The sequence below is a fragment of the Marinobacter sp. 2_MG-2023 genome (assembly GCF_030546935.1).
Classification (GTDB): domain Bacteria; phylum Pseudomonadota; class Gammaproteobacteria; order Pseudomonadales; family Oleiphilaceae; genus Marinobacter.
The window spans coordinates 17,225-30,899 of sequence record NZ_JAUOPH010000002.1 but is presented as its reverse complement, the minus strand read 5'-3'; the positions used below and the strand labels follow the sequence as shown (position 1 = coordinate 30,899).

Below are 13,675 nucleotides of genomic sequence, written 5' to 3'. Positions count from 1 at the left end.
GGCGCTCATGGGCTGTTAAAGGTCGTTCGGGAGCACAAATGGGTCCGGGCGACCGTTGAGAATGTTGTCCATAATTTGCTGCTCCCGGGTGACCAGCCGGTCGATCAGCAGGTTAACCTTGTCCATTCTGCGAAATGCCGAATACCCTCTGTGAAGAAAATCGTGCAGATCGCTCAGGTCAGCCATTTCTGCAGGTGTCCGGCTCATTGAGAGCAGCCAGCCCAAGGTGCGATTACGCACATATCGGTCAAGCTGTTGCCCCACATCGGCGACCAGCACCACTTGCTGTCTGCGCTGTTCCAGTTTCTGGCTTGCTCGGTAAACATCGCAGTAACGTTCAGGCGTTAGCGATTCGGCGTGTATGTCGCGTTCATCGAGCAGTTCTGCCAGCTCAAGATCCAGCTGCTGGGTAATCAGGTTCAGCTCCACCAGCCCGGCGAGTGTTTCCAGCAAGTGGTCAGGCAACCACTTGACCATTTTGGGGAACACCCGATCTATATTGTCGTCGCGCCGTGTCATGCTGGCGGGGGCATAAAGGTCCGTGAGCAGGAACTCCAGGCCAGCCTGATAGCCAGGGTGCTGATACAGGTCCTGGTGGGTCAGCTTCAGGCGCCTGGCCTGCCAGTCTGCAACGGTGAGTGCACTGTCGAGGAGCCGGTGGTCCGCTTTCTGTTGCCGAAAGTCGTGATAATCCAGTAGCAGCTGCTGTAAGCGGCGGGCGCTTTCTGAGCGCACTTCCGTGCCAACAAGGCGCTCACGATACATGGGCCAGCTCCGGTAGGTCTGAGTGCAGGTTTGAATATAGCCGGGTAGTTTACCGTAGGAAAAGCGAGGGTGCAGTAAGCCCGGTCAGTTTTGGGCAGCAGCAGGAAGAGACTCGAATCCGGGCAGCCATTCCTTGCTGTCGAGAGTAACGAAGTGGCTCGGTGCCTGGGTTTCAATGATGCGCATGGTGGTCGGGCTTTGCCTCGCGCTTGCGAGCATCGCAGGGCGGTCCAGAATGCGATCGACTCCGGGAATCAGGAAGGTGCCATGGCGTACATTCTGGTATATGCCCGTGTCAGTGCGCTCCATCCATTCAAGAATATTTTCAATGTTGCGAACAATGGTCAGATGGTCGCGGGTTGAGTAAAACAGTTTGCTCAGCAACTGCTTTTTGCGAGGGTTCATTTTCCCAAAGAATGTTTGTCCGTACGCGGATGAAGGTGCACTGTTGATCAGGCGAATCAGCCAGGGCCACATGCCGTGACTGACAGGCTCAAGAAGCGCTGTGACCAACGGGTGAATTTTCCCCTTCGGCAGGGCCGGCGCTTCCAGAATCACTTCGATATCTTCGTAGAGTTCTGGCCGGTGTTTGATCGCTTCAAGAACAACAGCGCCACCCCGTGAGTGGCCATGAATGCGGATGTTGCGAGTGCTTGGCAGGTTTGTCAGGGCCTGGTTCAGAATACACGCATCGTATTCAATGGTGCCTTCCAGGTGTTTGATCGGCACTTCCCACGTCGGCGTTTCCGGTGTTACACCGTTTACCGGAATATGGTAGTTGCTGCAGGTCAGCAGGATCAATTCAGTGGTCGGTGCGTCGTAAGTCTGGGTGAAGTAGCAATGATTTTCCAGAAAGCCATGTACGCCAATAACGGTTTGCTTTGCTGAGCCACTATGGTTTCTAACCGATACGGCACCTTCACCAACGCGATAGACTCGACCTGAGAACATCTCCGAGTAAGCGCTGTTGATAGGCTTGATCAGCTTGCGGATATGGCTTGCTTTCATAATGCATCTCCTCCCAGCACGGCAATAGCCTGTTTTCAGAGTTTGGTCGTGTGACCTTAGTTGTGCTGGTAACCCTGTTGTACTCCTGAGCGGCCCAATCTGTATTGGCAGTGGAAACGGTGCTATCACCAAGCCATAGTCAACTGGTGACCTTTTGGGCGGTCAAATAACTATCACATCAAGGCTTATAACGAGTATAGGAGTGTAGGGATGCAGACGTGTAATTTTTTGTAACCTCGTGAGGTGCGCGGTGATGGGGGTGGTGAGCGCCTTTGTGGAGCCGTTGGTGCATGTCTGTCACAATGCAGGTGACATCTTTTTCCACTCTACTACTTCCGGGGACGTTCGGGTTTGAGTCACGATCAAACGCATCTTATGCTTCCTGCGGATTCAGCCTGGCTGGCTCTGGAAAATCCCCGAAACCCCATGGCTATTACCGTCATGATGCGAGTCGATGGCCTGACAGCGCCCCGGCTTCGGGAGTTTTTGCGGGTGTACTGGATGGCCTGGGAGCGTTTCAGGTACATGCCGGTCAAGCGTGCGCCGGCCTGGTGGTGGGAGGAGGATCCGGTATTTGACCTCCGGCACCACCTGGACGTAGTGCTTGACCGTTTCACGGAATCTTCACTTCAGGAGTGGGTTTCCGCTCGCCTTAATCAGCCCCTGCCGTTGTATCGCCCTTTGTGGAAGTTCTGGCTGGCACCGAATGCAGAGGACGGCGCGGTATTGTTGTTGCGACTTCACCACAGCTATGCCGACGGGGTATCGCTGACGGGCATTTTTGACCGTCTTTGCCCGGCTTCTCCGCAACAACACCCTGCTGTCTACGGCGCCCGGCAAACCCGGGATCTATCGCCCTGGATATCAGCGGCCAAGAGCCGTATTGAGAAGTTGGTTGGCTGCGACCTTACAGGCGAAGCCAGCACAGAAGAATCCCAGCCGGAGGACAAGGAAAGCCGCGACGGACCCGAGGCTAAGTTGCTGGGCCAGTTGGCACGCAATGGCCTTAAGCTGGTGAATGAATTCAGTGACTTTCTTGCAGAACCGGAAGATACGCCGTCAGATCTCAAAACACCCTTGCTGGGTCGGCGTCATTGCCGGTGGTCCGTGCCGGTTCCACTCGACCGGTTCCGGTCAATCGCCAAAGCGACGAATGTCACCATCAACGATGTGCTGCTCAGCTGCGTAGCGGCAGCGGTTCGTCCTCGCCTCGGGGTTACCGGCGCTGCATTAGAAGATGCGGTAATGCATGCGGCCGTCCCGATTGATATCCGCAGTCGTTTGCCTGAGGACCTCAAGCCGGAGCCAGATGCTCTCGGCAACTATTTTGGCACTGTGTTCGTGCCCTTGCCCGTAGATGGAGAGAGCGGGCTGGAGCGGCTCTATCGCATAAAACAGGAAACCCGGAGGCTGAAGAAAAGTTGGCAACCCGGAATTGCCTGGGCCTTGTCCTCCTGCTCGACTCTGATCCCGGAAGCCCTGCGCCAGCCGCTTTCGGATGTCTTTTACCGCAAGGCCAGTGCCGTGGTGTCAAACGTACCCGGTACGCCCGAGGCACGCTATATTGCTGGTTGCCGCATCACGGAGCAGATGTTCTGGGTGCCTCAGGCCGGTAATATCGGGTTGGGCGTCAGTGTTGTCAGCTATGCCGGGCAGGTCCAGTTCGGTGTGGTGGCAGATGAAGCGGTACTGGCAGACCCGGAAGGTTTCCTGGGGGACTGTCTTCAGGAACTGTCAGAATTCCCGGGTGGTTCACCTATTGTTGTTTGAGGTCTACAGTGAATGAGTAAACGCGCATAGCCGCGTTGTCATTTACAAACACAACAAGAGGTGGCGACAATGATTTATGCACAACCAGGAAAAGACGGTTCCGTCGTTTCTTTCAAATCCCGTTACGGAAACTATATCGGTGGTGAGTGGGTTGCTCCGGTTAAAGGGGAATATTTCGAAAATATAACCCCGGTAACTGGCGCTGTTATTTGTGAGATTCCGCGCTCATCCGCTGAAGACATTGACCTGGCTCTAGATGCTGCACACAAAGCTGCACCAGCCTGGGGACGGACGTCGCCGGCAGAGCGCTCCAATATACTGCTCAAAATTGCTGATCGCATAGAGGCCAATCTTGAAAAGCTGGCGGTCGCTGAAACCTGGGATAACGGCAAAGCGGTGCGTGAAACCCTGAACGCTGACATTCCCCTGGCGGCAGACCACTTCCGTTATTTCGCCGGTTGCATCCGGGCCCAGGAAGGGCACATGGGTGAAATTGATCACAACACAGTGGCCTATCATTTTCATGAGCCCCTTGGTGTGGTCGGGCAGATCATTCCCTGGAACTTTCCAATACTGATGGCGGCCTGGAAACTTGGCCCCTGTCTGGCTGCGGGTAACTGCACCGTACTCAAGCCGGCAGAACAAACGCCCGCCAGTATTCTTGTGTTGATGGAGATTATTGGTGATCTGCTACCGCCGGGCGTTATCAACATTGTTAACGGCTATGGCATTGAGGCTGGTGAAGCCCTGGCAACCAGCAAGCGCATCGCCAAGATTGCCTTTACCGGCTCTACACCTGTGGGCTCGCACATTCTCAAGTGCGCGGCAGAAAACATCATTCCATCAACGGTAGAGTTGGGCGGCAAGTCGCCTAATATCTATTTCTCCGATGTCATGAAAGCCGAGCCGGCGTTCGTGGACAAGTGTGTCGAAGGCCTTGTTCTCGCGTTCTTCAACCAGGGTGAGGTATGTACATGCCCATCCCGTGCCCTGGTGCAGGAAGACATGTTCGAAGAGTTTATGCAGAAGGTTGTTGAGCGCACCAGGATTATTAAACGCGGCAATCCGCTGGATACCGATGTGCAGGTGGGTGCCCAAGCCAGTAAGGAGCAGTACGACAAAATCATGTCTTACCTGGAAATCGGCAAACAGGAGGGAGCGGTTGTTCTCACCGGTGGCGGCAAGGAAGAAATGGATGTCGATTTCAAAGACGGCTTCTACGTTCAGCCCACCCTGTTCAAGGGTGAGAACAATATGCGGGTTTTTCAGGAAGAGATCTTTGGCCCGGTTGTCGGCGTGACTACTTTTAAAACCGAAGAAGAGGCGGTGGCGATTGCTAACGATACGGAGTTCGGGCTGGGCGCTGGTGTATGGACCCGCGACACCAATCGTGCCTATCGTGTGGGGCGCAACATTCAGGCCGGACGGGTGTGGATGAACTGCTATCACGCCTACCCGGCACACGCGGCTTTCGGCGGCTACAAGAAGTCCGGTGTAGGTCGTGAAACTCACAAGATGGCACTGGAGCATTACCAGCAGACCAAGTGCATGCTGACCAGTTACGACATCAACCCGCTCGGGTTCTTTTGATCCAGAAACCGCGTCAGGCCCTGAGCAAAGGGGTCTGACTCTAATGCCCTCCATAACGCCTCTTTTGAGGCGTTTTTTCTTTTTAGTAGACGCTCGGTCATAAATATGCATAATTAATTAGACGATTGGTCTAAATAAAGGGCGATGTGTGGAGAGTACACCAGTTAAACGCAAGCGTGGTCGGCCGCCAAAAAGCCAGAATGCCGGCTATCAGGACACCCGCCAGACGCTGATTCGGGTGGGTTTGGCGGCATTAACCGAGAAAGGGTACTCCTATACCGGGCTGGACGAAATTCTGCGCCAGGCCAGCGTGCCCAAGGGCTCCTTCTATCATTATTTTGAGAACAAGGAAGCTTTCGGGAAAGTGTTGATCGAGGCCTATGGGCGTTTTTTTGCCGAAAAGCTGGAACGTTCACTGTCTGACACTTCCCTTCAGCCACTGGCACGCATTCAGGCTTTTGTCGATGACGCGAAAGCCGGCATGCAGAAATTTGATTATCGGCGCGGATGTCTGATCGGCAACCTGGGGCAGGAAATGGCTGCCTTGCCTGAAAGTTTTCGCAACCTGTTACGCGAAACCTTCCAGGATTGGGAAGCACGGATCGCCCGGGTGTTGGGGGAAGCTCAACAAGCCGGTGAGGTGTCGGGCCAGGCGGCTCCGGGCTCGATGGCACAGTTCTTCTGGATAGGCTGGGAAGGCGCGGTACTTCGCGCAAAACTCGAAAAAAGCTCACAACCGCTGGATCAGTTTGCCGAAGGGTTTATGGCACTGGTGCGCAGCTCCTGATGAAAACACATGAATTCAGATCATAGAGCGAAATCATTGGAGGCAATATGTTTAAAGGTATTTTGATTGAGGGTAGTCGGGGTGACCAACAGGTGTCCTTGAAAGCTATCGACGAGGCCCAGTTGCCAGAAGGCGATGTAACCGTAGATGTCGCCTACACCACGCTTAACTACAAGGATGCGCTTGCCATTACCGGGCGCGCACCTATCGCGAAAAGTTACCCGATGGTTCCGGGCATCGACCTGGCCGGAGTGGTAACTGAATCTTCGAATGCAGATTTCAAAATCGGAGACGAAGTAGTTCTGAATGGCTGGGGTGTTGGTGAAAAACATTGGGGCGGCCTTGCTCAGAAAGCACGGTTGTCCGGTGATTGGCTGATTCCGTTGCAGGCGCCGTTCACAGCTCGTCAAGCTATGGCTATTGGCACCGCAGGTTATACCGCGATGCTTTGCGTGATTGCTCTGGAAAAACACGGCGTTACTCCGGATTCTGGTGACATTCTGGTGACTGGCGCAACCGGTGGCGTTGGTAGCGTTGCGATCGCGGTGCTGGCCAAACTGGGTTATTCGGTAACTGCTGTCACGGGCCGGTCCGAAGAGGAAGGCTACCTGAAGTCTTTGGGCGCCAAGCAGATTCTTGACCGGGCGGAATTGAGTGAGCCAGGCAAGCCGTTGGCGCGGGAAACCTGGGCCGGGGCAATTGATGTGGCCGGAGGCCAGGTGCTGGCGAACGTGTGTGCTGGCATGAAGTATCGGGGTGTTGTTGCGGCATGCGGTCTTGCTGCCGGAATGGATTTCCCGTCTACGGTTGCGCCTTTCATTCTGCGGGGCGTGACCCTGTGTGGTGTAGATAGCGTTATGGCACCGAAAGAAGACCGTCTGCACGCGTGGAAACGGCTGGCCCAGGACCTTTCGCCGGAACTGCTCGACAGCATGATCACCGAAGTGCCCTTTGATGACGCAATCGATGCCGCGGGCCGGCTCATGGACGGCAAAATCCGGGGTCGTGTGGTGATTCCCGTAGCCGACTAATTCCGGTGCTTACCAAGCTGAATAAAAAAATAGAGGACATAAAATGACGGTACAAACAGAACAAGCTATCAGCCGTTTCCCGGTGCCCGAACTGGACGCCATGCCGGAGGATATTCGTGATCGGATTCTGGCAGTGCAGGAGAAATCAGGCTTTATCCCCAATGTGTTTCTTGTACTTGCTCACCGGCCAGCCGAGTTCCGGGCTTTCTTCGATTATCACGATGCTTTGATGGAAAAGGACAGTAACCTCACCAAGGGTGAGCGCGAAATGATCGTGGTAGCCACCAGCAACCTGAACCAGTGCCAGTATTGCGTGGTGGCTCATGGTGCGATTCTGCGGATTCGGGAGAAGAATCCGTTGATTGCGGACCAGGTGGCGGTTAACTACCGCAAAGCAGACATCAGTGACCGCCAGAAAGCGATGCTGGATTTTGCCGTCAAGGTTTCCCGGCGGGCAGAGGAGGTCAGCGATGACGACTTCGCTGTGCTGCATCATCACGGCTTTACCGACGAAGATATCTGGGATATTTCGGGCGTTGCGTCGTTCTTCGGGCTATCCAACCGGATGGCGAATGTGACAAGCATGCGCCCGAATGCGGAGTTTTACGCATTGGGTCGCTAAGCCTGACCTGAGAGCCTCCTGACGAGCTACACTTATTCTGAACCGTTTGGTAATGATAATGCAGAGCAGGAGGCAGCAGTGAGCGATTATCGAATAGAAACCGACAGCCTGGGCGACGTACATGTACCTGTGGGCGCGCTTTGGGGTGCCCAGACTCAGCGCGCGGTCAACAACTTCCCGGTCAGCGGCCAGCCCATGCCGCCGGCCTTTATTTCGGCAGTCGCGCTCGTTAAACAGGCGGCAGCTGAAGCCAATACCAGCCTGGGGCTCCTGGATAACAACCGTTGCGATGCTATTACGGACGCTTGTCAGGCGCTTGTTCGGGGCGAGTTTGCCGACCAGTTCCCTGTTGATCGCTTCCAGACAGGCTCCGGCACCAGCACCAATATGAATGTGAACGAAGTCATTGCGGCCATTACTGCCAGCAAGGGCGTTGAGGTGCACCCGAACGATCATGTGAATATGAGCCAGAGCTCGAACGATGTGATCCCCACGGCGATTCATGTGAGTTCAGTGATTGGTGTGACAGAGCGTCTTATCCCCGCGCTAACGCACCTGCGTGGCATTATTTACGAGCGTGAGGCCTTCTTCTCTGCGCAGGTCAAAACCGGTCGTACCCATCTTATGGATGCCATGCCGATTACCCTTGGCCAGGAGTTGCGCACATGGCGGGAGCAGATTCTCCTGGCTGAAAAGCGCCTTGAAGCGACTGCTGCCGATCTGCTTTCTGTACCCCAAGGCGGTACCGCAGTCGGTACAGGCGTGAATGCGCTGCCTGAGTTTTCCAGCCAGTTTGTAAAGTTCCTGAAAGCCAACACCGGTTACTCTTTCCGCTCAATGGAGCACAAGTTTGTGGGGCTGAGTTCTGTGGATGGCCCGGTTGCGCTCTCGGCGCAACTGCGGGGGCTGGGCATAGTGCTTACCAAGATTGCCAATGATCTACGGTGGATGAACAGCGGTCCGATTCACGGCCTTGCAGAAATCAGCCTGCCGGCGCTGCAGCCGGGTAGCAGCATCATGCCAGGCAAGGTTAACCCGGTTATTCCCGAATCTGTAGCCATGGTAGGAGCCCAGGTGATGGGCCTAGACAGCGCCAATGCCATTGCAGGGCAGTCTGGTAACTTTCAACTAAACGTGATGCTGCCGCTGATCGGAGGCAATCTGCTGGACATGATTGGACTGCTTGGTAATGCAACCAGCATGCTGGCGGACAAGGCTATCCGCGACTTTACTGTAAACACCGAGACACTGGACGCCAGCGTTGGCCGCAACCCGGTGCTGGTAACTGCTCTGAACCCGGAAATTGGTTACAGCCTGGCCGCGGATATTGCCAAGGAAGCCTATAAAACGGGCCGTCCAGTGATCGATGTGGCTGAGGAGAGAAGTGGGCTCAGTCGGGAGCGGCTGGAAGACTTGATGGATCCGCTAAAGTTGACCCGGGGCGGAATCACCTGAAATAAATCTGTCAGGAGTAGCGGCGCTTGCTGATATCCCTGAAGTTATTTGTGATGTTGGTTCTGGCCAATGGCGCGCCAGTGATTGCCGCCAAGATTCTCCGGAGACGCTGGTCAGCGCCGGTGGATGCCGGGCTGAACTGGTTTGATGGTCGCCCATTGCTGGGCAAAAGCAAAACCTGGCGGGGGATCGTTTTCGGTGCTCTGAGCTGTGCACTGTTTGCTTTGGTCACTGGGCAAGGATTTCTGTTCGGGTTGCTTTTTGGTTTGCTGGCACTCACCGGAGACCTGTGCAGCAGTTTTATCAAACGCCGGCTTGGGCTTGTGTCCAGCGAGCGGATGCCATGGCTGGATCAGGTGCCCGAGGCGGCGGTGCCATTGCTACTGGCGATGGGCTGGGGGCTGATTGGAGCCTGGGCCGCGTTGGTTATTGTCGTGTTCTTCACGCTATCCAACATGTGGATATCGCCCTTACTCTATCGCCTGGGGATCCGGCGCCACCCTCACTGAGACGGTCCGCGTGACAGGGTGTGGATCGTCACCTCCGGTGGGCAATTAAGCCGCACGTTGACCACAGAAGTACCTGCCCCGGGCGATGTGTATCCCTGCATGCCGTTTGCCCGCCAATAGCCGCGACCGAGATGGCGCGGGCAGTCGGCATCCAGTGTGAGTGGAATACCTCCGGGCAGGCAGATCTGACCGCCATGGGTGTGCCCGCACAGGAACATATCGTAGCCGGCGTGGGAGGCTTCCCGCCAGATTTCTGGCGAGTGGCTGAGTAGCAGGCTGATCCCACCCGGGGGAATGTCATCACCGGCGCGGTGCAGGTTGTGAACCTTGTAGAAGTGGGGGTCGTCAACTCCGGCGAGGTACAGGTGTTCACCGCTCCGTTCTATCGGAACCATCTCATTCATCAGCAGGGCGTAGCCCATGTCTTCCAGGGCCGGCACCATGCGCACGCTGTCGTGGTTGCCAAGCACGGCGTAGGCCGGTCCTTTGATTGCATCGCGCAGTCGCGCCATACCCTCCAAAGCCGCTTCAACCGGCCCCCAGGTCTGCTTACGATAATCGCCGGTGAGCACGCACAGGTCGTAATCCAGCGGAGAAATCTTACGTATAACTGACTGCAGATTGGCTTCGTCCATGTCCACATGAAGATCTGTCAGGTGGAGTATGCGGAAACCCTCGAAGCTCGCGGGCAAGTCTGGCAAATGAAAGTAGTTATGGGCTGTGTCCAGACGACGGCTGTTGGCCTGTCCACGGCCGAGCAGCCCCGAGATCCTGAGGCAGAAGCGGATAAAGCCGGGTGCAGATGTCAGGTTTTCAAGGTGAAATGAGGAGCGATCCCGACCGAACACTTTGGCTTCTGCTTCACGCTCAATGCCCAAGCGCTGCCTGGCATGAACCGGCCCCAGCCTCAGGCTCAGGCGGTAGTCCAGAAGTTCATCCTGGCGTTCCGGTTTTCTGGCCGGTGAGTTCATCAGCTTTCCTCTGGTTCGGGGCGGAACCGCGTATGAATTTTTCCAACCCTTGATTTCATTATGATAGGCAACGGAAGGGATGCAACCCGGTTATTGGACCGTTCGTATATTTGTCGGGAACTTTTCTGTCCTGGTTGCTACCAACCTGCCGGAGGACGTTGGAACAGGAATAACAGTTCCGGTTGGAAAAATGATGGATTAGCAGCCACAATCTGTAGCCTGAGTACATTCACATACGTAGCCGAGGTCTTTATGACGTCATCTTGCAGTATTCCCGGTCTGAACGTAGCCCGTAGCCGCTTCCCCGAGCCGGAGCAGGATTCGCCTGCCGGAGAAGGTGAGCAACGCCTCGTTCTTGCGGGTGGTTGCTTCTGGTGTGTGGAAGCTGTTTTTCTCGCAATGGATGGCGTTAATCGAGTGGAATCTGGCTACGCAGGTGGATCGCGTGAAACTGCCAACTACGAAGCTGTGTGCACAGGCACTACCGGGCATGCAGAGGTAATAGACGTTCACTACGACCCCAAACGGGTCAGTTTTGGTGAGTTGCTTCGGGTGTTTTTCTCGGTTGCTCATGACCCAACTCAACTGAACCGGCAGGGTAATGATCGGGGTACGCAATACCGGTCGGCCGTTTTCTATGAAACCCCGGAGCAAAAACGGGTTGTAGAAGCCTATATCCATCAGATCAATAAAGCCGGAGTCTATTCGCAGCCGGTAGTGACGGCACTGGAACCCCTGGAAGCTTTCTATCCGGCCGAAGCGAACCATCAGAATTTTGCCGCGCGCAATCCTTACCAGCCATACATCATGGCCGTGGCGGCTCCTAAAATGGAAAAGCTTATCGATGGCTTCAGTGACCGGCTCAAGCCGGAATACACTGAGGCCAGTGCCGGTTCCAATTCCGGGAGCAACCTGGCCTGAGGAGATAAATGATGAGCAGTTCAACTTCAGGTTATGACCTGACGCCTCTGACTGAGGCACAGATACAAGAGAAAGCCGCCAGTCTCACACCCGAAGAGCGACAGGTGCTGCTAGATCACGGCACCGAACATCCGTTCTGTGGCACCTTGCTGGATAATAAGATGGAGGGCGTCTATCACTGCCGCCTTTGTGATCTTCCGTTGTTCAGCTCAAATGCGAAGTTTGATTCAGGTACTGGCTGGCCGAGCTTTTTTCAGCCGTTCGACAAGGGTCACATTCGTTACATTGAAGATACAAGCCTGGGAATGGCTCGCACCGAGGTTCGTTGCCCCCGCTGCGATAGTCACTTGGGGCACGTGTTTCCAGACGGGCCTCCTCCAACGGGGCAGCGCTATTGCCTGAATTCCATTGCCATGGTTTTCCGGGAAAACGCATAGTGCCTGGGCCGGGGCTGTGGGTCCGTCGCTCCCGCCCCGCTTCTACTTTTGACCGCCTGAAGCTGTGGCTACATATTGAGCCACAGCGCGAATCTGTTCTGCAGACAGAGATTCATTGAATGCCGGCATGATCCCAACGCCGCCTGTGACCGCGTTGATAACTTGTTCCCGGGACGGTTTCAGGTCGTCCAGGTTTGGTCCGATCGCGCCAGCAGAACCTGCATCCGAGAGGGTATGACAAATGGTACAGGAGGGCTGTGCGTCCTGAGTGAATACCTGTTTACCCGTTTCAAAATCGCTGGCGTGCGCCAGCGACGATAGGCCAGTCAGCGATACAGCAAGCAGTAATGCAGTCTTTCTCATGTTTGGCATTCCGGGAGAGTCGGGGCGCCCGTTATTCCTGGGGCGCCCCTTTAGTTGTTAACTGAGCGCGACCGTGACTCCGTGGTCGCTCCAGCCATTGTGACCGTAGCCACGTTCGTTTTCTGTGCGGCCCTCAGGCTGCATGTTGCCTTGTGTGTCGGTGGCCCGGCTCACAATCCGGTGTTCCCCGGCCGGCAAGTCTGCGGCCAGAACGAAGGGACGCCACGCGAAGGGGCCAAGGTCCGGGCCCAGGAACCGGGCCTGTTTCCAGGTTTTTCCACCATCGACGGAAACCTCAACCTTTTCCAAATCTACGGTGCCTCCGAAGGCAACGCCGTAAATCATATTTCGGCCACTGCGACCCCTTTCCAACGGTGCAGTCACCCAGGATTTAACGTTCATCTCCCACATCGATGGCTGGTCCGGCGCGCCTTTCACGCCCACATCGCGTATGCGATAGCCGGAGGCCTGGATTTTGGCGTCGGTCTGGTTTTCAGTAAAGGCTACATTCTTCACGTATTTGACGTTATTCACGCCGTAATAACCCGGTACGACCATTCGAAGTGGACCACCGTGGGTGTGGGTCAGTGGTTCGTCATTCATTTCCCAGGCCAGAAGTGCAGTTTCGAGTGCTCTGGTGGGCACTGAACGCTCGACCATAATGGTTTTCGGGTCAAGCCCCTCTGGCAGTGATTCACCACCGGTGCCAGTGATATATCTGGCGCCGTTTACCGGGCCCCCGAGTGCTTCCACGACGTCCTTCAGAGGCACGCCAGTCCACATGACGCAACCGGCAGCGCCGACCGACCACTGGGTGCCACTGGCACCATGAGGAAAGAAAGCCCGACCGTTGCCGGAGCACTGGAGCACAGATGCGACGGTGGTGACCCCCATGCCCTTCAATTCACCGACTGTCAGGGTACGAGGATTTTTGACGCCTTCGATATGCACCTCCCAGACGTCTGGATTTTCGGTCACCGTAGCTGGAGGGGCGGGTAGGTTATTGCGAACGAACAGGCGATCACTTGCGGTAATGACACCATTCCCGATGGCGCCGCGCTGGGTTTCCATGGTGTTTGCGCTGTGCACGATCAGCGCATTGCGTTCTTTCCACGCCGCGTAATCCGGTAGTGATTTTGGCTCATCGGCCCTGGCGAGCGGAGTAAAGCCCAGCAGGCTTACGGCAGCCATGGCGCCGGCACTTCCGAGCAGCAGGCTTCGGCGGGAAGGGTTCTCGAGGCCCGGATCATGGGGGCCTCGGTGTAGGGCTGTTTCCTGTGTCATGATCCGTCTCCTTATTTGGTTTGTAGTTGGACGGTGCGGGTCTGCTCTCGAGCGGGCAGGTTATATCCTTATAACTTATAGGTGCTGATTAGTAAATGAGCAACACTCCGGCAGGAAACAAACCGGAAGTGTGCTTTCGAGGGCTCAACTGAATGTGAGTAG

At 55.6% G+C, this 13,675-nt stretch carries 14 protein-coding genes; 9 read left to right on the top strand and 5 right to left on the bottom strand.

Annotation, left to right across the window (positions count from 1 at the left end; all coding sequences use genetic code 11):
* Positions 1 to 15 precede the first annotated feature (15 nt).
* Together Q4501_RS04000 and Q4501_RS03995 are read right to left on the bottom strand one after the other, a co-directional pair.
* The gene (locus tag Q4501_RS04000) at positions 16 to 765 is read right to left on the bottom strand and encodes a hypothetical protein (RefSeq protein ID WP_303594415.1); all 750 of its coding nucleotides are present in this window, start codon (positions 763 to 765) and stop codon (positions 16 to 18) included.
* A gap of 84 nt (positions 766 to 849) precedes the next feature.
* Positions 850 to 1,773, bottom strand: a complete 924-nt coding sequence (locus Q4501_RS03995; protein ID WP_303594412.1) for an alpha/beta hydrolase — start codon at positions 1,771 to 1,773, stop codon at positions 850 to 852.
* 351 nt (positions 1,774 to 2,124) lie between these two features.
* Between Q4501_RS03995 and Q4501_RS03990 the strand changes: the two genes are divergently transcribed.
* From Q4501_RS03990 to Q4501_RS03960, 7 genes are all read left to right on the top strand, one after another.
* Positions 2,125 to 3,543 carry a WS/DGAT domain-containing protein gene (locus Q4501_RS03990; RefSeq protein WP_303594410.1) on the top strand — a complete coding sequence of 473 codons (1,419 nt, stop codon included), beginning with the start codon at positions 2,125 to 2,127 and terminating at the stop codon, positions 3,541 to 3,543.
* A 69-nt stretch (positions 3,544 to 3,612) separates the two neighbouring features.
* The gene (locus tag Q4501_RS03985; RefSeq protein ID WP_303594408.1) at positions 3,613 to 5,133 is read left to right on the top strand and encodes an aldehyde dehydrogenase family protein; all 1,521 of its coding nucleotides are present in this window, start codon (positions 3,613 to 3,615) and stop codon (positions 5,131 to 5,133) included.
* A 148-nt stretch (positions 5,134 to 5,281) separates the two neighbouring features.
* Positions 5,282 to 5,920 (top strand): TetR/AcrR family transcriptional regulator, encoded by a 639-nt coding sequence (locus tag Q4501_RS03980; protein WP_303594406.1) that lies wholly within the window; start codon positions 5,282 to 5,284, stop codon positions 5,918 to 5,920.
* Between the two features lie 47 nt (positions 5,921 to 5,967).
* Complete coding sequence (locus Q4501_RS03975) at positions 5,968 to 6,951, top strand: MDR family oxidoreductase (RefSeq protein WP_303594404.1); 984 nt, start codon at positions 5,968 to 5,970, stop codon at positions 6,949 to 6,951.
* Between the two features lie 43 nt (positions 6,952 to 6,994).
* Positions 6,995 to 7,573, top strand: coding sequence for a peroxidase-related enzyme (locus Q4501_RS03970; RefSeq protein WP_303594402.1), 579 nt, complete (start codon positions 6,995 to 6,997; stop codon positions 7,571 to 7,573).
* A gap of 78 nt (positions 7,574 to 7,651) precedes the next feature.
* Positions 7,652 to 9,028, top strand: coding sequence for a lyase family protein (locus tag Q4501_RS03965; RefSeq protein WP_303594400.1), 1,377 nt, complete (start codon positions 7,652 to 7,654; stop codon positions 9,026 to 9,028).
* Between the two features lie 26 nt (positions 9,029 to 9,054).
* A complete protein-coding gene (locus tag Q4501_RS03960; RefSeq protein ID WP_303594399.1) occupies positions 9,055 to 9,537 on the top strand; it encodes a CDP-archaeol synthase in 483 nt (160 codons plus the stop codon).
* Here the strand turns inward: Q4501_RS03960 and Q4501_RS03955 are convergent.
* On the bottom strand, positions 9,531 to 10,508 hold the full coding sequence (locus Q4501_RS03955) for a metallophosphoesterase (protein ID WP_303594398.1): 978 nt from the start codon (positions 10,506 to 10,508) through the stop codon (positions 9,531 to 9,533). The two genes, Q4501_RS03960 and Q4501_RS03955, sit on opposite strands and share 7 nt — an antisense overlap.
* A gap of 252 nt (positions 10,509 to 10,760) precedes the next feature.
* On the opposite strand from Q4501_RS03955, the gene msrA reads away from it, so the two are divergent.
* A complete protein-coding gene (gene msrA, locus Q4501_RS03950; protein WP_303594396.1) occupies positions 10,761 to 11,429 on the top strand; it encodes a peptide-methionine (S)-S-oxide reductase MsrA in 669 nt (222 codons plus the stop codon).
* An 11-nt stretch (positions 11,430 to 11,440) separates the two neighbouring features.
* Complete coding sequence (gene msrB, locus Q4501_RS03945; protein ID WP_303594395.1) at positions 11,441 to 11,866, top strand: peptide-methionine (R)-S-oxide reductase MsrB; 426 nt, start codon at positions 11,441 to 11,443, stop codon at positions 11,864 to 11,866.
* Positions 11,867 to 11,908: 42 nt separating this feature from the next.
* On the opposite strand, the gene Q4501_RS03940 is transcribed toward msrB, so the two are convergent.
* Both Q4501_RS03940 and Q4501_RS03935 read right to left on the bottom strand, forming a co-directional pair.
* Positions 11,909 to 12,229: a cytochrome c gene (locus Q4501_RS03940; protein ID WP_303594393.1), complete on the bottom strand. Its 321-nt coding sequence runs from the start codon at positions 12,227 to 12,229 to the stop codon at positions 11,909 to 11,911.
* Between the two features lie 57 nt (positions 12,230 to 12,286).
* Entirely contained in the window at positions 12,287 to 13,513 is a 1,227-nt protein-coding gene (locus tag Q4501_RS03935) for a sulfite oxidase (RefSeq protein ID WP_303594392.1), read from the bottom strand.
* Positions 13,514 to 13,675: the final 162 nt, after the last annotated feature.